The organism is Streptomyces sp. NPDC057950 (genome assembly GCF_042887295.1).
GTDB classification, from domain to species: Bacteria; Actinomycetota; Actinomycetes; order Streptomycetales; family Streptomycetaceae; genus Streptomyces; species Streptomyces kaempferi.
On record NZ_JBHVPP010000005.1, the window covers coordinates 241,045 to 259,678 of the forward strand.

Consider the following 18,634-nt stretch of genomic DNA (forward strand, 5'->3'; position numbering starts at 1 on the left):
CTTCCCGCTCCCGTCTCCCCTGGGGGCCCCCCCCCTACGCCTGGGGTGTGTTTCCTACCCGCCCCTCGCCCCGCCGGGGGGGTGGGCTTGTGTTTTCCCCCACCCCGCCCCAGTGCTCCCGTCCAAGCCTCTTACGCGCGGCCGGAGTTCCTGGTGTCCGGGGGGACAGGTCGGGTCCGGATCGACCGTCGGTTCGTCGTGCGACCCGGGCGAGGCACTAGGGTTGCCGCGTGGCAAGGGTGCGGTTGAGCGTGGCGGAGCGGCGTCAGGAGTTGCTGCGGGCCGCCATCGGACAGATCGAGGCGCGGGGCGTGGCGGCGGTACGGATCGCCGACGTCGCCTCGTCGCTCGGCGTGAGCAACGCGTTGGTGCTGTATCACTTCTCCACCAAGGAGAAGCTGGTGGCGGCCGCGTTCACCCATGCCGCCGAGGACGACCTCGCCCATCTGCGCAAGCTGCTCGGCCGCCGTACGTCCGCGCTGCGACGGCTGCGCGCGGCCGTCCGCTGGTACGCGCCGACCGGCCAGGCGAAGGGCTGGCGGCTGTGGATCGAGGGCTGGGGCGCGGCCCTGCGCGAGCCCGCGCTGCGCGAGGTCACCCGTGATCTCGACACGCAGTGGAAGGCCGCGATCACCGAGGTCATCGCGGAGGGAGTGGCGGGCGGCGAGTTCCGGTGCCCGGATCCCGCGGGGGCCGCACTGCGGCTGACGGCGCTGCTCGACGGGCTTGCGGTGCAGATGACCGCTTATGCGGGCGCGGTGTCGCGGGCGCGGGCCCATGAGTGGGTGGACGACGCGCTCGCGCGGGAGTTGGGGCTCGACCGGGCGGCCCTCACGGCGGCGGTGCGCTGAGGCGCCCGCCCCGGCGCACCGCCGCCCGGGGCAGCCGCCCCCGCGGTCCCGCCCGTCGGCCGCCCGATGTGTCACCCCGCTCAGGCGACGGACCCGATCCGCAACTTGATGTCGTCCGGCGAGAGGCTGCCCTTGGCCGCCACGTGGTCGCCCGAGGACTCCCCGCGCAGCCGCCGCCCGATCCACGGCACCAGGTACTCGCGTGCCCAGTGGATGTCGTCGCGCCGCACCTCCAGCGTGCCGCGGGGCGGCAGGGGAGGCCAGGGCTGGTCCGGGTCGGCGGGCACGTCGAGGCCGAGGACCTGGCCGGCCCGCAGCGCGACCCTGGTGTGACCCTCCGGAGACAGGTGCAGTCGGTCGCCGTCCCAGGCGCGCCGGTCCTGGATCGTCTTGAGGGACCACAGGTCGAGGACCGGACAGCCGTAGCGGTCAGCGATGGCCCGTACATGCCCGTTGTACGTGGCGATCTTGCCGCGCAGGTGCTTCAGCACCGGGACACCACGGGTGTCGAACCCGGTCGTCACCATGACGGAGCCGACGGCGGAGGTGAGGTCGGCCACCGCGCGCTCGAAGCGCTCCGCGACCTCGTCGGGGTCGGTGCCGGGCCGGATGATGTCGTTGCCGCCCGCGCAGAAGGAGACCAGGTCCGGGGCGAGTTCCTTGGCCCGCCGGAGCTGGTCGTCGACGACCTGGTCGAGCAGCTTCCCGCGCACGGCGAGGTTGGTGTAGGTGAAGTCGCCTTCCGGCTGCCGGTCCGCGAGCAGTACCGCGAAACGGTCCGCCCAACCGACGAAGGCTCCTTCGGGGCCGGGGTCGCCGACGCCTTCGGTGAAGCTGTCCCCCACCGCCACGTACGACCCGATCACCGCTCTGTTGTCACTCTTCGAATCGTCTGCCACGTCGAGCCATGATTCACCCTGGGATGTGAGCTACGCGACCGTAGGAATGGGTTGACGGGTGGTGAGATAAGCCACTCATGAAGAACGGCCGAATTCCGGAATAGGGCTCTTTCAGGCGTGGTTGAACAGCCACCACGCCTGAAAGCCCGTGATCCGGAAAAGGGCGGCGGCGCGGCACCGACGGCACGCAGAGGGCCGGACCCGTGGAGCGTGGGGTCCGGCCCTCTGGACGTGTGGGGGTGTCAGCCGACGACGACACCGTGGGAGCGCAGATACGCGACCGGGTCCACGTCCGAGCCGTAGACGGGGGTCGTGCGGATCTCGAAGTGCAGGTGCGGACCGGTGACGTTGCCGGTCGCCCCGGACAGGCCGAGTCGCTGCCCCTCGGTCACGGTCTGCCCCGCCGAGACGGAGAGGGCGGACATGTGGGCGTACTGCGAGTACCGGCCGTCGGCGTGCAGGACGACGACCTGGTTGCCGTACGCGCCGCCCCAGCCGGCCGAGACCACGGTGCCCGCGGCGACGGACCTGATCGTGGTGCCGGTCGGGACCACGAAGTCCACACCGGTGTGGTAGCCGCTGGACCACATGCTGCCGGGCACCTTGTAGCCGGTGCCGATGGTGGCTCCCTCGACGGGCAGGGTGTACCCCGCGTCGGCGGTCTTGGCCGCGGTGGCCGCGGTGGTCCCGGTCGCGGTGGTCGCTCCGACGGCGGGCCGCGCGGCGCCGGCCGTGGCGTCCTGCCCCTCGATCGTGAGCTTCAGACCGGGGCTGATCCGCGTCGGATCGCCGCCGACGACCGCGCGGTTGTCGGCGTAGAGCTTCTTCCAGCCGCCGCTCACGTGCTGCCGGTCGGCGATCTTCACGAGCGTGTCGCCGGCCTTCACGACATAGGTCTTCACCGAGGACTTCTCCACGGCGGTTCCGGCGGGCGCGGAGACCGTCGTGATCTTCTGCACGGCGGACGGGACGGCGGCCGCCGGGGCCGCCGCATGGGCGCAGACGGCGCCCATCAGCGGCAGTGCGAGCGCGGCACCGCCGGTGCCGACCACGGCGATCGAGCGGGGCAGACGCAGAAACTTGGGACGACGGTGCTTACCCTTCGCGGGCATGGCGCATTTCCTCTCCGGCGCCTGCGAGGTGAGCTGTCGGGTGCGGACTGGAGATGTCCGGCCGCGCGGCAGCGCGGCTGTACCCCTAGCCGTTCCGGAGACCGGAACAGGCGCGATACCTGTGGGTCCCCCGCTCCTGCCGTGTACGGGTGAGTGCGGATTCCGGGCGGCGGCAGGATTGGGCGTCCGTCCGGATTGAGGGCGAACGTAAGCGAGGGGAGAGGGCGTCGACAACTGTCCGCGATCTCCCTACGCACCCCTTTCTTGATCGATGTCCTGATTGCCCGTCACCCTCCGTGCACGAGGGCCCTTTCGGACCGGTGGTCCGCCGGGTGGCGCGGGCATCCCGAGGGGAGAAGGTCGCCACGCATCGTCACGTATATGACGCTGCTCACGCACGCCACCCCAGACAGCCATATTCCAGGGCGAGTTCCACTCAAAGCCCTATTTTTATCAATACGGTCATATACCGCTAAATCGGATGCCCAGTGCACCGAGATCCCCACCCGGTCCCGCGGCACCCCGCGCCGACCTCCGCGTCGCTCCGCGGCCGCGCGAGGACGAGGGTCGTGAGGTGCTCCGGCACGGCCGTCATCAAGGCCGCCCCACCTCGGAGGCAGCCCCTGTGGACAACTCATCGCCCGAGGTGCCCATGTCGTATCGTCGAGAGGCGATTCCCGTCGGCGGGCTACGAGGAGCGGTGCCGACGGCCCTATGGGAGGAGCCCCCGTGACGCAGCAGGTCCCGTCGACCGAGCCGGAGCTGGCCGGAGTGCGCAACTTCCGAGACGTGGGCGGCCTGCCCACCGTGGACGGCCGGCGGGTACGGTCCGGGCGGCTGTTCCGCAGTGGCCACCTCGCGCACGCCACGAAGGAGGACGCCGCGTTCCTCTCCTCCCTCGGGCTGCACACGATCTTCGACTTCCGCAACGCCTCGGACCAGAAACTGGAGGGACCGGACGTCGAGCTGCCCGGCGTACGGAACGTGAACCTTCCACTGACCGACCCGGCCGACGGCAGCGAGTTCTGGAAGATGGTCCGTGACGGCGAGCTCGACCAGCTCCGTGCCCACCTCGGCGGCGGCCGGGCGGCGGACCGGATGATCGGCTCGTACCGCACGATCATCACCGAGCGGACGGCGGAGCACTCCCAGGTGCTGCACGCCCTCGCCGAGGACAGCGTGCCCGCACTCATGCACTGCGCCGCGGGCAAGGACCGCGCGGGACTGTCCATAGCCGTGACGCTGCTCGCCGTGGGTGTCGAGCGCGACGCCATCGTCGCCGACTACCTGGAGTCGAACGCGCGCCACCGCCGCTACAAGGTGCACCGCAACGGCACCTCGGACACGGCCCGCTCCCCCGAGGTCATGGAGCTGCTCAGCCCGCTGTTCGACGCGCGGGCCGAGTATCTGACGGCGGCCTTCGAGACGATCGAGGAGACCTGGGGCGGCGTCGACGGCTATCTGGAGCAGGCCCTGCGACTCACCCCCGAACTGCGCGACCGGCTGCGCGACCGGCTCCTCGACTGACGTCCACGGGCCGGGCCGCACGGCTGTGCGCCGCGCGACCGCCCGCCGGGTCTACTGGTTCTGCGCCCCCAGCGTGAACAGCAGGTAGATGAAGGCCGCGAAGAGGTGGCCGACGGCGACGTAGATGATCAGCCGCACCCACAGCGCACGGGGGAACTTGTCCTCCATGGACCGCCGGGGGCCGGGCTCCGTGGGTTCCGCGGGTTCCGTCATGACGTCTCTCCCAGGGTCGGGTGCGCCGCCGCCGGGCCGAGGCACAGCGCGGCGGCGGGGCTCTGCAGCAGGGTGTGTACGAAGAGGAGATCGGCCCCCGCCTGGTCGGCGGCGGCTATCCGGTGCGGGGTCAGCGAGTCGAAGTGCGCGCTGTCCCCGGGCGCGAGCACCTGCGTGGTGTCCCCGAGGCGCAGCCGCAGCCGCCCCTGGAGGACGTGGAGCCACTCCTCGCCGGGGTGGACGCGCACGATGTCGCCCTGGGAGCCGTAGGGGACGTGCACCCGCAGCGCCTGCATCCCGCGGCCCGGGGAACCGGCCTGCCAGTAGGTCCAGCCCCCTGCCGCGGTCGGCTCCATGTCGGCGGCGCGGACGATGGCGTCCCGTTCGGCGGCCCTCTCGCCCAGCAGCTCCGATACCGTCGTACCGTAGGTACGGGCGAGTGCGAGCAGCATCGGCAGCGAGGGCTGGCGCTGCCCCGTCTCCAGCCGGGAGAGGTGGGCGGCCGAGAGCCCGGCGGCACGGGCCGCGGCCTCCAGGGTCAGTGCGGCGCGTCGCCGCAGCTCACGCAGCTGCGGCGCGACGACCGGCAGCAGGTCGGCTGTCCCGGTCTCGGGCGGCGTGTCCGCCGCCCCCGGCTCGATGGGGCTCATGCACTCCATTGAGCCCCACTATTGCCTCTCGGGCAAATTTCTTGCCTCAGAGGCAAAGAGATCATGGGCGGTGCCCGATCGAGGGGGCCTTCCGCCCCGCCCGCCCCCGCGCACCGCCCCCTCCGGGCGCGTCCGTCCGGTCCCGTCGGGCGGGCGGCGCCCGACGGCACCGGACGGACATGGCCTAGCGGTTCGCCACCGCCTGCTTGACCAGCGTCTTCCCGAAGTCCCACATCAGCCCGCCACCGCTGTGCGCGTCGTCCATCACGGCGACGAACGCCTCCATGAACCGGTCCACGTCCCGCTCACCGATGATCAGCGGCGGGATCAGTTTGATCACCTCCAGGTGGTCCCCGGAGACCTGGGTGAGGATGCGGTGCCGCTGCAGCAGCGGGACGACGACCATCTGCGCGAAAAGGCCCTTGCGCGCGGCCTGCAGCATGGTCCAGCGACTGCGCAGCTTGAGCGACCTGGGCCGGCCGAACTCGATGCCGATCATCAGCCCCCGGCCGCGGACGTCGCTGAGCAGCTCGTAGGTGTCGACGAGCGCCGCGAGCCGGGTCTTCAGCTGTTCCCCGGTGGCCCGCGCGTTCGCGACGACCTGCTCGTTCTCCATCACCGAGAGCACGGCGAGCCCGGCCGCCATGGCCTGCGCGTTGGACCCGAAGCTCGCCGAGTGGACGAGGACCCGGTCCATCGACGAGTAGACCTTCTTGAAGATCCAGTCCTTGCCGAGGGTGGCGCCGACCGGCACATAGCCGCCGGACAGCGCCTTCGCCACGCACACCAGGTCCGGTTCCACACCGTCCTCGTGCTGGTAGGCGTAGAAGTCCCCGGTCCGCCCCAGGCCCGTCTGCACCTCGTCCGCGATGAGCAGCGCCTTGTGCCGGTGCAGCAGTTCCTGGGCGGCGCGCAGATAGCCGGGCGGGGCCTCGTGCACGCCCTTGCCCTGGATGGGCTCGACGATGAGCCCGGCGACGTCGCCCAGCGCCAACTCGCGGGCCAGCGCGTCGAGGTCGCCGAGCGGGACGGCGGTGTCGGGCAGCAGGGGGGCGAAGCCGTCGCGGAACCCGTCCTCGCCGTTCACGGACAGCGACCCGGTGGTCAGCCCGTGGAAGGCGTGGGAGCAGTAGAGGATCCTCGGCCTGCCGGTGGCGTACCGGGCGAACTTCAGAGCGGTCTCCACCGCCTCCGTACCGCTGTTGGCGAAGAACACCCGGTCCAGGTGAGGGCTGTGGGTGAGCAGCTTCTCCGCCAGCAGTCCGGGCAGGGGCTGGCAGTCGAAGCGGGTGAGGTCGGCGAGCGAGGCGTCCAGGACGTCGTGCAGCGCCTGGCGGACGACGGGGTGATGGCGACCCAGGCCCATCACCCCGAACCCGGCGAGCATGTCCAGGTAGTCGTTGCCGTCCGCGTCCCAGAAGTGCGCGCCCTCGGCCCGCTCGTACACCTTGTCGAAGCCGATGGTGTGGAGCATGCGCGGGAGCTGGTGGTTCAGGTACTTGGTGTGCAGCTCGTAACGCTCGGCCCCGCGCTCGGCCAGCAGCGCGCCGAGGTCGAACTCCTGTTTCCCGGAAGGGGTGGTCATTCCTGTTTCTCCTTGGACAACTCGTCCTTGACTGCCAGGGCGGCCCCGATCCGCCCGGCGATCTCGACGGGCGTGAGCCCGATGTCGGCCAGCACCTCCGCGCGTTTGGCGTGCGCGAGGAACTGCTCCGGGATTCCGAACCTCCTTACGGGTACGTCCACATCGGCGTCCCCCAGGGCCAGCGCGACCGCCGAACCGACGCCGGCCGCCCGGCTGTTGTCCTCGACGACCGCCACGAGCCGGTGTTCGGCCGCGAGGCCGGGCAGGGCCCGGTCGACGGGTTTGACCCAGCGCGGGTCGACGACGGTGCAGGCGATGCCCCGGGCCTCCAGCAGTTCGGCGGCCTGGAGGCAGACCGGCGCCATGACGCCGACGGCCACGAGGAGCACCTGCGGGGTCGCCGCGGACCGGTGCAGGACGTCGAGGCCGCCCACCCGGTCGGTCGCCGGGACGGCCGGGCCCACCGACTCCTTCGGGAACCGGATGAGCGTCGGCGCGTCGTCGACGGCGACCGCCTCCCGCAACTGGGCGCGGAGCTGGTCGGCGTCGCGCGGCGCGGCGATCCTGAGGCCCGGCACGACCTGCAGGACGGACATGTCCCACATGCCGTTGTGCGAGGCGCCGTCGACGCCGGTGACACCGGCCCGGTCCAGGACGAAGGTGACGCCGCAGCGGTGCAGCGCGACGTCCATCAGGAGCTGGTCGAAGGCCCGGTTGAGGAAGGTGGCGTAGACGGCGACGACCGGGTGCAGGCCGCCCGTGGCGAGCCCGGCCGCGGAGACCGTGGCGTGCTGCTCGGCGATCCCGACGTCCCACACCCGGTCGGGGAACCGCTCGGCGAACCTGCCGAGTCCCACCGGGTGCAGCATCGCCGCCGTTATCGCCACGACGTCCTCGCGCTCCTCCCCGATCCGGGCGATCTCGTCGCCGAACACCGAGGTCCAGGAGGGCCCGTTGGAGGGCGCGAGCGGCTCACAGGTCAGCGGGTCCATCACGCCCACCGTGTGGAAACGGTCCTCCTCGTGGGCGAGCGCCGGTTCGTAGCCGCGGCCCTTCTCCGTCAGACAGTGGATCAGCACCGGCCCGTGGAAGCGCTTCGCGCGCCGCAGCGCGGACTCCACGGCGCCCGTGTCGTGTCCGTCGATCGGGCCGACGTACTTGAGTCCGAGGTCCTCGAACATGCCCTGGGGTGCGAAGGCGTCCTTGAACCCCTTCTTGGCGCCGTGCAGGGACTCGTAGAGCGTGGGTCCGACGACGGGGGTGCGCAGGAGTACGTCCTTGCCCCAGGCCAGCACCCGCTCGTAGCTGTCCGTCGTCCGCAGGGTGGCGAGGTGGTTGGCGAGGCCGCCGATGGTCGGCGCGTACGAGCGTTCGTTGTCGTTGACGACGATGATCAGCGGTCGGTCCTTCGCGGCGGCGATGTTGTTCAGCGCCTCCCACGCCATCCCGCCGGTCAGCGCGCCGTCGCCGATGACCGCGACGACGTGCCCCTTCTCCCCCTGCACCTGGCGGGCCTTGGCGAGCCCGTCCGCCCAGCCGAGCGCCGTGGAGGCGTGGCTGTTCTCGATGATGTCGTGCTCGGACTCCCCGCGCGAGGGGTAGCCGGACAGGCCCCCCTTCCCGCGCAGCTTGGAGAAGTCCTGACGTCCCGTCAGAAGCTTGTGCACATAGCTCTGGTGACCGGTGTCCCACAGGATGCGGTCGACGGGTGACTCGAAGACCCTGTGGAGTGCGATGGAGAGTTCCACCACCCCCAGATTGGGCCCGAGATGTCCACCGGTCCTGGCGACCGCGTGCACCAGGAACTCCCTGATCTCATCGGCCAGTTCACCGACCTCCGCCTCGGACAGCGCCTTCAGGTCGCGTGGTCCCCGGATGCTCTCCAGAATCGTCACGCTCGGGCCCCCTCTCGGTCCGTGCTGATCAACTCACGGTGACGGCCGGCTCCCCGGACCCGACGCCGTCGTTCTCCATCTGCTCGGCGATCTTCATCGCTTCCTCGATGAGGGTCTCGACGATCTTCGACTCGGGCACGGTCTTGATGACCTCGCCCTTGACGAAGATCTGCCCCTTGCCGTTGCCGGAGGCGACCCCCAGGTCCGCCTCCCGCGCCTCTCCGGGGCCGTTGACGACGCAGCCCATGACCGCGACGCGCAACGGGACCTCCATCCCCTCCAGACCGGCCGTGACCTCGTCGGCCAGCTTGTAGACGTCCACCTGGGCGCGACCGCAGGACGGGCACGAGACGATCTCCAGGCGCCGCTGACGCAGGCCCAGCGACTCCAGGATCTGGATACCGACCTTGCACTCCTCGGCGGGCGGCGCGCTCAGGGAGACCCGGATGGTGTCCCCGATGCCCTCGGCGAGCAACGCCCCGAACGCGACAGCGGATTTGATGGTCCCCTGGAACGCCGGACCGGCCTCCGTGACGCCCAGATGGAGCGGATAGTCGCAGGCCGCCGCCAGTTGGCGGTAGGCGTTGACCATGACGACCGGGTCGTTGTGCTTGACCGAGATCTTGATGTCCCGGAACCCGTGCTCCTCGAAGAGGGACGCCTCCCACAGCGCCGACTCGACGAGCGCCTCCGGCGTCGCCCTGCCGTACTTCTGGAGCAGGCGCCGGTCGAGCGAGCCCGCGTTCACACCGATCCGGATGGGCGTGCCCGCCTGGGAGGCGGCGCGCGCGATCTCCTTCACCTTGTCGTCGAACTGCTTGATGTTGCCCGGGTTCACCCGCACCGCCGCGCAGCCCGCGTCGATGGCGGCGAAGACGTACTTCGGCTGGAAGTGGATGTCCGCGATCACCGGGATCTGTGACTTGCGGGCGATGGTCGCGAGGGCGTCCGCGTCGTCCTGGGTGGGACAGGCGACCCGGACGATCTGGCAGCCGGACGCCGTCAGCTCGGCGATCTGCTGCAGCGTCGCGCCGATGTCCGACGTACGCGTCGTCGTCATCGACTGCACGGAGACGGGTGCTCCTCCCCCGACCGCCACCGGTCCGACCTGGATCCGCCGTGACACACGGCGTTCCGCGATCGGTCGGACCGGCACCTCGGGGAGGCCCAAGGAAACGGCGGTCATGACGTCACCCGCGGCTTTCCGTGAACGTCTCGCGGGTGGCGCGCAGGGACTCCTTGAGGGAGCCCATGGTGGCGAGGACGGCGGTCGGCTCGTAGCCGCAGTGCGCCATGCAGTTGGCGCACCGGTCGTCCTTGCCGCGGCCGTAGGAGTCCCAGTCGGTCTCCTCCAGGAGCTGCTTGTACGTCTGCACGTACCCGTCGCTCATCAGGTAGCAGGGCTTCTGCCAGCCGAAGAGCGAGTAGCTCGGGATCGCCCACGCGGTGCACGGGAAGTCGACCTTGCCCTCCAGGAAGTCCAGGAAGAGCGGGCTGTGATTGAGCCGCCAGCGGCGCCGGTTGCCGCCCGCGAAGGCCTTCTTGAACAGTTCCCGGGTCTGCTGGACGCCGAGGAAGTGCTCCTGGTCGGGGGCCTTCTCGTAGGCGTAGGCGGGCGAGAGCATCATCTCGTCGACCTTCAGGTCGTCGTTGAGGTAGTTGAGGACCTCGATGATGGTCTGCGGGGTGTCGGTGTTGAAGAAGGTCGAGTTGGTGGTGACCCGGAAGCCGCGGCGCTTGGCCTCCTTGATGGCTGCGACCGCCTCGTCAAAGACGCCTTCCTTGGCCACGGACTCGTCGTGCCGCTCACGCAGCCCGTCGATGTGCACGGCCCACGCGAAGTACGGCGAGGGCTTGAACTTGTCCATCTTCTTGCGCAGCAACATCGCGTTGGTGCACAGGAAGACAAACTTCTTCTTGGCCACCAACTGCCGCACGATCTCGTCGATCTGCGGGTGCATCAGCGGCTCGCCGCCCGCGATGGACACCATCGGGGCGCCGGACTCCAGTACCGCGCCCACGGCCTGGGCCACCGGCATCCGCTGCTTGAGCACACCCGCCGGGTGCTGGATCTTGCCACATCCCTCGCACGCGAGATTGCACGCGAAGAGGGGTTCCAGCTCGACAATCAGCGCGAACTTGTCCCGCTTCCTGAGCTTCTGTTCAAACAGGTATGCAGCGACCTTCATGGACTGCCGAAGTGGCATGGCCATCTGGCTCACCTCCGAGGGAGCAGCAAAGAACGGTGCCATTCAAAGAAAGCGGGAAGGATGGCACGAAGAACACGGAAAGCTGATATTCCACCGCGTATCGTGCCGATACGGACGAGTTCATGTTCCGGAGCGTCCACGACCACCCGGACGGCCGCAACCGGACGTGGACCCGCGCGGACGGCGCTGTGCAGCGTGGCCGCGGACTCCATGTCGACCGCGATGGCGCCGGTCGCGAACAGGTCCGACCGTTCGTGACCGCGGACGACGTGATCGGAGCCGGTGAGCGGCCCCGTATGGACGGTGCGCCCGGGTACGGCCCGCACCAGCTCCTTGACCAGCAGCTCGGTGCCCACGCACGGAGTGCTGCCACGCGGATCCCGGGTCTCCTCGGCGACCACCAGGTCGCCGGGGTGCATGCCCGGGGCGAGCCCCGCGCAGAAGCCCGTGGCCAGGACCGCGGCCTCGCGCAGCGCCGGGTCGGCGAGGACCCGTCCGAGCGAGAGCTCCGCGGCCCTGGGCCCCATGCCGGTGCGCAGGACGGTGACGGGCCCGTCGGAACCGCTCCGGTCGCCGCTGCGCAGGGCGAGGTGCTCGATGCCGAGCGCACAGGCGATCAGCAGCGGGGCCGGTTCGGGCTTCGTACTCATCAACCCCCCTTGACCTCGGCGAACGGCTCGCCGTTGACATAGCGGCCGAGCGCGGTGAGCGGGAAGACCTGCCGGTAGAGGTGGTAGTTGATCGAGAAGTCCCACGGGAACCCGGTGCCGGTGAAGTACGGCTCGTCCCAGGAGCCGTCGGGCAGCTGGGTCTGCGCGAGCCAGTCGACGCCGCGCTCCACGGCCTTGGAGTCGCGCTCCCCGGCGGCGAGCAGCGCGAGCAGCGCCCACCCGGTCTGCGAGGCGGTCGAGGCGCCCCGGCCGCTCCACTCGGCGGCGTCGTCGTAGGAGCGCAGGTCCTCGCCCCAGCCGCCGTCCTCGTTCTGGACGGTCTCCAGCCAGCCGACCGCCCGGCGGATCGCCGGATGCGAGGCGGGCAGGCCGGCGGCCACCAGCGCGGGCACCACCGACCCGGTTCCGTAGACGTAGTTGACGCCCCAGCGCCCGAACCAGGAGCCGTTCGGCTCCTGTTCGGCGAGCAGCCACTCGATGCCCCGGCGGGTACGCGGGTCGTGCGAGAGGCCCTCCACCGCGAGCATCTCCACCACGTGCGCGGTGACGTCCGCGGACGGCGGGTCGATCACCTCGCCGAAGTCGCAGAACGGCAGCCGGTTGGGGAAGGAGCTGGTGTTGTCGACGTCGAACGCTCCCCAGCCGCCGTCCTTGGACTGCATGCCGAGGTTCCAGCGCACCCCGCGCCCGATCGCCTTCTCGACGCGTTCCGGGTCGTGGTGACGCACCCGGCGCAGCGCGAGGACCACCTCGGCGGTGTCGTCGATATCGGGGTAGTTGTCGTTGTGGAACTCGAACGCCCAGCCGCCCGGCGGGAGATGAGGCCGTTTCACCGACCAGTCGCCGGGTCTGACGATCTCCTCGCCGAGCATCCAGTCCACGGCCTTGACCAGTTGCGGATGGTCGGCGGGCAGGCCCGCGTCGGCCAGTGCGATGGTCGCCAGGCAGGTGTCCCAGACGGGCGACTGGCAGGCCTCGATCATCCGGGCCCCGTCCTCGCGCCACACCGTGAAGCGGTCCAGGGACTCCAGCCCGGCACGCATCACCGGGTGGTCGAGGTCGTAGCCGAGCAGGTGGAGCGCGATGACGGAGTACACCGCGGGCGGCTGGATGCCGCCCCAGCAGCCGTCGTTCTCCTGCCGTTCGATGATCCAGCGCGCCGCCGCGTTCATGGCGGCCCTGCGCAGCGGCCCCGGTGCGACCTTGCGGTACTGGTGCAGCGCCTTGTCCAGCCGCTGGAAGACGCCGTTCCAACTCGCCACGGGGGCCGTGGGCCTGACGGGATTGGGGTTGCCCGGGTCGGTGTGCAGCTCGTCCAGCGGGAACGGCGCGGGCCGCACGGGGCGCTTCGCCGACACGATGGTGAGCGGCACGATCGTCTGCCGCGCCCAGCATCCGAAGTCGTAGATGTTGAGTGGCATCCACTTCGGGAAGTAGATGAGTTCCGGCGGGAGTTCGGGGAGGTCGTCCCACTTCCACCAGCCGAACAGGGCGAGCCAGATCCGGGTGAAGACGCGGGCCGAGGCGATGCCGCCCCGCTCACGGACCCACGCGGCGGCCTTCGCCATGTGCGGCGCGTCGGGGGCGTCCCCGGCCAGTCGCAGGGCGACGTACGCCTCGACGGTGGCGGAGAGGTCGCCGGGGCCGTTGTAGAAAGTGGCCCAGGCTCCGTCCTCGCGCTGCTCGCCCCGGATGAACAGACCGGCGGCCTGGGCGGTCGTCTCGTCGAGGATCCCCAGGAACTGGCGCAGGAGCAGATCCTCGGCGTCCATCGTGACGTTCGTCTCGAGGTCGCCCTTCCACCAGCCCTCGGCGTCCTGCCGCGAGAGCAGGTAGCCGGTGGCACGCTGTATGGCGTGCTCGGCGACGTCTCGGGTCTCGACTGTCCCGGCCGCCACGGGAGTCGTCTCTGGCTGGATTTCGCTGGCCGCGGCAGCGCGGGGCGGCAGTGCCCCGGTGCTTCCGTCGGTCGTCGCTGTCATGGCTTCCCCTTCGTGCAGTGGTACGTCTCTGCTGTGGGTCCGCCGTCGGCCGGTGTGTCGCTCTCATGGGGTCCCCCGTTCTCGTACGAAACGGAGAACCTGGAGGGGAGACACCGGCCGGCGACTACGCGAGGTTTATTCGACCGATAGTGATCATCTCTTCCGTACGACTACGAAGTCGGCGAGCGCGACGAGCTGGGCCCGCACCTGGTCGGACATCTCGACGGCGTTCAGTGCCTCGATGGCGATGGTGTGCTGACGGCGTGCCTCCTGGGCGGTCCACTCGCGGCCGCCCGCCTCCTCGATGAGCGCGGCGCGGGCCGCGAACTCCTCCTCGGAGAAGTTCTCGAAGTCGCTGGCCTTGGCGTCCTCGGCGAGCAGTTGGCCCAGCCGCTCCGAGGCGGGGCCGCCCGCGGCGAGCGCCGCCACGACCGGCAGGGACTTCTTGCGCTGGCGCAGATCGCTCCAGGTCTGCTTGCCGGTGGCCTCCGGGTCGCCCCAGATGCCGAGGAGGTCGTCGACGGCCTGGAAGGCCAGGCCGAGGTGGTAGCCGTACCTCTCCAGCGTGTCGGCGGTGCGGTCGTCCGCGCCGCCGAGGACCGCGCCGATCGAGCAGGCGCAGGCGAGCAGGGCGCCCGTCTTGTTGCCCTCCATCTCCAGGCACTCCTCGACGCTGACCCGGTCGCGGTGCTCGTAGGAGATGTCCTGTGCCTGGCCGTCGATGAGGGCGCGGGTGGCCGTGGTCAGACGGCGGGTGGCACGGCCGGCCTCGGCGGTGCCGAGTTCGAGGAGGATCTCGTTGGCCAGCGCGAACAGGGCGTCGCCGACCAGGATCGCCTGGGCGGGGCCGTGCACCTTCCAGACGGTGTCGCGGTGGCGGCGCTGCTCGTCGCCGTCCATCAGGTCGTCGTGCAGCAGCGAGAAGTTGTGCACCAGCTCCACCGCGACCGCGCCGGGCACGCCGACCTCCGGGGCGGCGCCCGCGGCCTGCGCGGACAGGACGGCCAGCGCCGGGCGCACGGCCTTGCCACCGTCGCCGTCCGCGGGGTTGCCCGCCGCGTCGATCCAGCCGAAGTGGTAGGCGGCGACGGTGTCCATGGGCGACGCCAGGCGGTCGACGGCCGCTTTCAGCACCGGTGTGGCCAGGGTCCGGCCGCGCTCGAGGAGCGCGGTCACGTCCACCGCGTCGGCAGCCGATTCGGCCGGGGGCACAGTGGGCACAGTCTCTCCTCTTGTTGCGGTACCGGGGGTGCGGGGGTCCACCGCGCGCTGCTCGACCCTCACCTGAGTCCACCTCGCGGTGAAGCGCCGGATCCCGCCGGTGTTCGGCCCCGGGCCCGGGGGGTGTCCCCCGGGAGGGTGCGGCCCGTCTCCTCGAACGCGAGGAGGTGATCGCGGGGCCGGCCCAGGGCGGTCAGTGCGGCTCCCGCCGCACCGGCACCGCTGCGGACCGCGCTCTCCATGGTCGCGGGCCACCCGGTGGCGGTCCACGCGCCGGCCAGATACAGGCCGGGAGCGTTGGTACGGGCGCCGGGACGCAGCCGCCCGACGCCAGGGGCGGGGGCGAACGTCGCGGTGCGCTCCCGGGTCACGAAGAAGTCCTTCACCTCGGCCTCGCGGGCGGCGGGCAGCAGCCGCTCCAGCTCCGGCAGATAGCGCTCGCGCAGGACGGCGACGGGCTCGTCGATCTCGTGCTGCGCGGCCGACTGGGACAGGGCCAGGTACTGCCCCTCCCGCAGTCCGGACGCCTCGGTGCGGTCGAAGACCCACTGCACCGGGGAGCCGAGCGCCGCGAAGAACGGCCGCGTGAGCACCTTGCGGTCGTAGACGACGTGGACGTTGAGGATCGGCGCGGTGCCGATCTCCAGGAGTCGCCCGGGGGCGTCCAGCGCGCCCGCGGGCAGCAGATCGTGCGCCTCGCGCTGGGGTACGGCGAGCACCACGGTGTCCGCGTCGAGTGTCTCGCCGGGAACCTGAACGCTCCAACGCCCGTTCTCGTCGAGGGAGATGGAGGTGACTCGTGTACGGACTTCGGTACGGACGCCCGCGGTGTCGAGCGCCTTGCGGGCCAGTGTGTCGTGCAGTTCGCCCAGCGGGACGCGCGCCCAGCCGATGTCGGCCGCGCCCGGGTCGGACAGCAGACCGGTCTTGAACACCATCGCGGCGAGCCCGAGCGACGAGTCGCCGGCCACCGCGTTGAGGGTGGCGACCCCCACCAGGTCCCACAGTGCCTCGACGGCGCGCTCCGACTGACCGTGCCCGGCGAGCCAGCTGCCAAAGTTCTGGTCGTCGAGCGCCGGATCGTCGAGGTCGAGCGCCTTGAGCGCCAGAGCGGCACGGCCGACCTTGGCGCGCTCGGTGAGCGACAGATGCTGATACGTCGCCAGACTGCGCGCGAGATGCAGCGGTACCGGCAGCGCGGTGCGGCCGATTCTGCCGAGCCGTCGTCCCTCGGTGCCCTCCGCGTCGAGAACGGGCACGTCGAGACGATCCTGCACCGGCGCCAGCGAGGTCGCGTCGATGCGCTCGAGGAACCACCGGTAGGCGGTGCAGCAGCGCAGGAACACATGCTGGCCGTTGTCCACGGTGAGCTCGCCACGCTGGAAGGAGAAGGCCAGCCCGCCCAGCCGCGGCCTGCCCTCGAGCAGCGTCACGCGTACCCCGGCGTCGGCGAGCGAGAGCGCGGCGGTGATCCCGGCGAGCCCGCCACCGACCACCACGGCGGATGTCCCGGGGCCGGCCGCACCGGCGGGCGTCCCCGCGCGGTCCGATCCGGTCGGACCGTCCGGACCGGCCGGGTCGGGCTCCCCCGGCTGCGTGGCCTCGCTCATCGTGCGTCCTCCCCCTTCGGCCCGCCGCGGTCTTCGAACGGTGTACGACCGGCCGTCGCAGTCAGGGACGCCGCGGACCACCGGAGGGTTGCGTGCCGCTTTCCTCCGGTGGAGTCACCTTGGCCCAGATTGTCCATCAGGTGCGCCTCCTGACGGTGCGGCGGGACACGTGCCGCGCGTCCAGGCCGGAGAGGCCGCGCACGGCGACGTACGCCTTCTCCCGGCCCGGCAGCGAGACACGGCCGCGCAGCACGGCCTCCGGCTCCCGCTCGATGCGGTCCAGCAGCCGCCGGTAGATGCCCGCCATGGCCGCGACACAGGCGCCGCTGCGCCGGTCCAGCATGGGCAGCAGCCGGTATCCCTCCGCGAAGAGGGTGCGGGCCCGTCTCACCTCGAAGTGCACCAGGCCCGCGAAGTCGGACCCCTCCGGCGGCGTCGGCCCGTCGAACCCGGCCGAGCAGCCGAACTTCGCGAGGTCGTCGGCGGGCAGATAGGTCCGCCCGTCCCCGGCGTCCTCACGTACGTCCCGCAGGATGTTGGTGAGCTGGAGCGCGAGCCCGAGCGTGTCGGCATACTCCGGCGCGCGTTCGGCGCCGCGCGCCCCCGGTTCCGTACCGAACACGCCGAGCGAGAGCCGCCCGATCGCCCCGGCCACGCACCGGCAGTACACCTTCAGGTCGTCCCAGGTCTCGTAAGTCTCACCGCGTACGTCCATCAGGACGCCGTCGATGAGCTCGTCGAGGCCGCCGAGCGGCACCGGGAAGTACGCCGCGGTGTGACTGAGGGCGACCGCGACCGGGTCGGTGTCGTCCTCGTCGACCCGGCCCTCGCGGACCCGGGTGAGCAGCGCCCTGGTGTCCTGGAGGCGGGCCGCCTTCACATCCGGTGCCAGCGTGCCGTCGCCGATGTCGTCGACACGCCGTGAGAACGCGTAGAGCGCCGACATCGCACGACGCTTGGGCGTCGGGAGAAGTCGGATGCCGTACGCGAAATTACGCGCCTGCTGACCGGTCACTGCCTCGCAGTAGCTGTAAGCGGCGAGTACCGGTGCGGACACGTGTTGTTCCGACTCCACGGTCCGGATCACCCCTTTCCTCGCAGAGTCACTCCCACCTCGCGCAGCAACTGGAGCTTGCCGGGCTTGGGCGGGCCGGGAAGTACGTCGTATTCAGCGACGGCAATCGCACGGATTGCCGCCCTTCCCCCTGCCACGAACCCCGCGAGCAGCAGCTTCAGCCTGCCGTGGACGCTACCCACGAGGGGGGTGCCTTCATTCAGGAGGAGGAGCGCGCGTTCTGCTTCGTATGCAACCAGCGCGCGCACCGGTGCGCCTGCCGTGGCCGTGGCGAGATCCGCCTCCTGGACATGGAAGCGCTTCATGTCCTCGGCGGGAAGGTAGATGCGGTCGCGGCCGAGGTCCTCGGCCACGTCCTGGAGGTGCTCGACGATCTGCAGCGCCGTGCACACCGCGTCGGAGCGGCGGACCCGCTCGGGCGTCGAGGTGCCGGTGACCGAGAGGACCAGGCGTCCCACCGGGTTGGCGGACAGCTCGCAGTAGGCGAGCAGGTCGTCGTACGTCTCGTACCGCGTGACGAGCTGGTCCTGGCGGTTGGCCCCGATCAGGCCCAGAAAGGGCTCGGGGGTGAGGCCGGCGCGGCGGACCGTGGGCTGCAGGCGGCGCAGCAAGGGGTGGAGCGGGGTCGAATCGAACACTCGGTGGAGGTCCGTCTCGAGGGCGTCGAGGAGCACGACGCGGTCCTCGGCCTCCTCGGGCGACACGCCGAGCAGCCGGGCGTCCGCGCCGCCGGGCGCGAGGTCGCCGTCGCCGATGTCGTCCACGAGTCGGGCGAAGCCGTAGACCGCCATCAGGTCGTCGCGCCAGGCCCGGGGCAGGAAGAAGGGCGCGACGGGGAAGTTCTCGTCCGCGGCCTTGTCGAGGGTGCCGCGCTCCGTGTCTGCGGTGCGGGCCGTACCGGCTTCGGTCACCGCTCGCCGCCCGGCGCGGGGACGGCACACGCATCGCGGAGCTGGAGAGTTTCCGTAGCCATTGCCGTCACATCTCCCGTTCTACACTGCCGACCCAATACTGCCCATTTCGGACACGCCGCCCGGAGGTCCGCGCAGCGCGCGGGTACCGGGCGTCGCGCAATATCGCCCCACTTGCCGCGATTCAGCACCGGTACAGCTTACGTTGTACAACGCTGCACG

General features: G+C 71.0%; 17 protein-coding genes and 1 riboswitch. Of the genes, 2 read left to right on the top strand and 15 right to left on the bottom strand.

From position 1 onward, the window contains the following. Positions 1–230: 230 nt before the first annotated feature. A complete protein-coding gene (locus ACFVTC_RS11780) occupies positions 231–851 on the top strand; it encodes a TetR/AcrR family transcriptional regulator (RefSeq protein ID WP_390126419.1) in 621 nt (206 codons plus the stop codon). Positions 852–931: 80 nt separating this feature from the next. Here ACFVTC_RS11780 and ACFVTC_RS11785 read toward each other — a convergent pair whose 3' ends face one another. Beyond that, on the bottom strand, positions 932–1,717 hold the full coding sequence (locus ACFVTC_RS11785; protein WP_390126513.1) for an SGNH/GDSL hydrolase family protein: 786 nt from the start codon (positions 1,715–1,717) through the stop codon (positions 932–934). A gap of 275 nt (positions 1,718–1,992) precedes the next feature. Further along, a complete protein-coding gene (locus tag ACFVTC_RS11790) occupies positions 1,993–2,862 on the bottom strand; it encodes a M23 family metallopeptidase (protein ID WP_390126420.1) in 870 nt (289 codons plus the stop codon). 5 nt (positions 2,863–2,867) lie between these two features. Further along, a riboswitch (cyclic di-AMP (ydaO/yuaA leader) is annotated at positions 2,868–3,024 on the bottom strand. 567 nt (positions 3,025–3,591) lie between these two features. Here ACFVTC_RS11790 and ACFVTC_RS11795 point away from each other — a divergent pair. After that, on the top strand, positions 3,592–4,389 hold the full coding sequence (locus ACFVTC_RS11795) for a tyrosine-protein phosphatase (protein ID WP_390126421.1): 798 nt from the start codon (positions 3,592–3,594) through the stop codon (positions 4,387–4,389). Positions 4,390–4,440: 51 nt separating this feature from the next. Here the strand turns inward: ACFVTC_RS11795 and ACFVTC_RS11800 are convergent, their stop codons facing one another. From ACFVTC_RS11800 to hpnC, 13 genes are all read right to left on the bottom strand, one after another. Then, entirely contained in the window at positions 4,441–4,602 is a 162-nt protein-coding gene (locus ACFVTC_RS11800) for a DUF6126 family protein (RefSeq protein ID WP_390126422.1), read from the bottom strand. Then, the gene (locus ACFVTC_RS11805; RefSeq protein ID WP_390126423.1) at positions 4,599–5,252 is read right to left on the bottom strand and encodes a helix-turn-helix domain-containing protein; all 654 of its coding nucleotides are present in this window, start codon (positions 5,250–5,252) and stop codon (positions 4,599–4,601) included. The genes ACFVTC_RS11800 and ACFVTC_RS11805 overlap by 4 nt, the downstream gene beginning before the upstream one ends. Positions 5,253–5,436: 184 nt before the next feature. Continuing rightward, complete coding sequence (locus ACFVTC_RS11810) at positions 5,437–6,837, bottom strand: aspartate aminotransferase family protein (RefSeq protein WP_390126424.1); 1,401 nt, start codon at positions 6,835–6,837, stop codon at positions 5,437–5,439. Beyond that, positions 6,834–8,732 (bottom strand): 1-deoxy-D-xylulose-5-phosphate synthase, encoded by a 1,899-nt coding sequence (gene dxs, locus ACFVTC_RS11815; protein ID WP_390126425.1) that lies wholly within the window; start codon positions 8,730–8,732, stop codon positions 6,834–6,836. Before dxs ends, ACFVTC_RS11810 begins: the two co-directional genes overlap by 4 nt. Before the next feature lie 28 nt (positions 8,733–8,760). Continuing rightward, a complete protein-coding gene (ispG, locus tag ACFVTC_RS11820) occupies positions 8,761–9,918 on the bottom strand; it encodes a flavodoxin-dependent (E)-4-hydroxy-3-methylbut-2-enyl-diphosphate synthase (protein ID WP_390126426.1) in 1,158 nt (385 codons plus the stop codon). A 4-nt stretch (positions 9,919–9,922) separates the two neighbouring features. Next, positions 9,923–10,945 carry an adenosyl-hopene transferase HpnH gene (hpnH, locus tag ACFVTC_RS11825; protein WP_390126427.1) on the bottom strand — a complete coding sequence of 341 codons (1,023 nt, stop codon included), beginning with the start codon at positions 10,943–10,945 and terminating at the stop codon, positions 9,923–9,925. A gap of 5 nt (positions 10,946–10,950) precedes the next feature. Beyond that, entirely contained in the window at positions 10,951–11,592 is a 642-nt protein-coding gene (locus ACFVTC_RS11830) for a 1-hydroxy-2-methyl-2-butenyl 4-diphosphate reductase (RefSeq protein WP_390126428.1), read from the bottom strand. Beyond that, on the bottom strand, positions 11,592–13,595 hold the full coding sequence (gene shc / locus ACFVTC_RS11835; protein WP_390126429.1) for a squalene--hopene cyclase: 2,004 nt from the start codon (positions 13,593–13,595) through the stop codon (positions 11,592–11,594). Before shc ends, ACFVTC_RS11830 begins: the two co-directional genes overlap by 1 nt. A 153-nt stretch (positions 13,596–13,748) precedes the next feature. Further along, positions 13,749–14,879, bottom strand: coding sequence for a polyprenyl synthetase family protein (locus ACFVTC_RS11840; RefSeq protein WP_390126430.1), 1,131 nt, complete (start codon positions 14,877–14,879; stop codon positions 13,749–13,751). Further along, positions 14,876–16,426, bottom strand: a complete 1,551-nt coding sequence (gene hpnE / locus ACFVTC_RS11845) for a hydroxysqualene dehydroxylase HpnE (protein ID WP_390126431.1) — start codon at positions 16,424–16,426, stop codon at positions 14,876–14,878. The genes ACFVTC_RS11840 and hpnE overlap by 4 nt, the downstream gene beginning before the upstream one ends. Further along, complete coding sequence (locus tag ACFVTC_RS11850; RefSeq protein WP_329527972.1) at positions 16,423–16,563, bottom strand: DUF6380 family protein; 141 nt, start codon at positions 16,561–16,563, stop codon at positions 16,423–16,425. Before ACFVTC_RS11850 ends, hpnE begins: the two co-directional genes overlap by 4 nt. Beyond that, positions 16,563–17,513: a presqualene diphosphate synthase HpnD gene (hpnD, locus tag ACFVTC_RS11855; RefSeq protein ID WP_153287594.1), complete on the bottom strand. Its 951-nt coding sequence runs from the start codon at positions 17,511–17,513 to the stop codon at positions 16,563–16,565. The genes ACFVTC_RS11850 and hpnD overlap by 1 nt, the downstream gene beginning before the upstream one ends. Next, a complete protein-coding gene (hpnC, locus tag ACFVTC_RS11860; RefSeq protein WP_390126432.1) occupies positions 17,510–18,412 on the bottom strand; it encodes a squalene synthase HpnC in 903 nt (300 codons plus the stop codon). Before hpnC ends, hpnD begins: the two co-directional genes overlap by 4 nt. Positions 18,413–18,634 lie beyond the last annotated feature (222 nt).

Excerpts from the sequence above, each read along its gene's own strand:
- ACFVTC_RS11810 (WP_390126424.1), bottom strand. The coding sequence starts at position 6,837 with ATGACCACCCCTTCCGGGAAACAGGAGTTCGACCTCGGCGCGCTGCTG.
- ACFVTC_RS11800 (WP_390126422.1), bottom strand. The coding sequence starts at position 4,602 with ATGACGGAACCCGCGGAACCCACGGAGCCCGGCCCCCGGCGGTCCATG.
- ACFVTC_RS11805 (WP_390126423.1), bottom strand. The coding sequence starts at position 5,252 with ATGAGCCCCATCGAGCCGGGGGCGGCGGACACGCCGCCCGAGACCGGG.
- ACFVTC_RS11850 (WP_329527972.1), bottom strand. The coding sequence starts at position 16,563 with ATGGACAATCTGGGCCAAGGTGACTCCACCGGAGGAAAGCGGCACGCA.
- hpnH (WP_390126427.1), bottom strand. The coding sequence starts at position 10,945 with ATGGCCATGCCACTTCGGCAGTCCATGAAGGTCGCTGCATACCTGTTT.
- ACFVTC_RS11790 (WP_390126420.1), bottom strand. The coding sequence starts at position 2,862 with ATGCCCGCGAAGGGTAAGCACCGTCGTCCCAAGTTTCTGCGTCTGCCC.
- ACFVTC_RS11830 (WP_390126428.1), bottom strand. The coding sequence starts at position 11,592 with ATGAGTACGAAGCCCGAACCGGCCCCGCTGCTGATCGCCTGTGCGCTC.
- shc (WP_390126429.1), bottom strand. The coding sequence starts at position 13,595 with ATGACAGCGACGACCGACGGAAGCACCGGGGCACTGCCGCCCCGCGCT.
- hpnE (WP_390126431.1), bottom strand. The coding sequence starts at position 16,426 with ATGAGCGAGGCCACGCAGCCGGGGGAGCCCGACCCGGCCGGTCCGGAC.
- ispG (WP_390126426.1), bottom strand. The coding sequence starts at position 9,918 with ATGACCGCCGTTTCCTTGGGCCTCCCCGAGGTGCCGGTCCGACCGATC.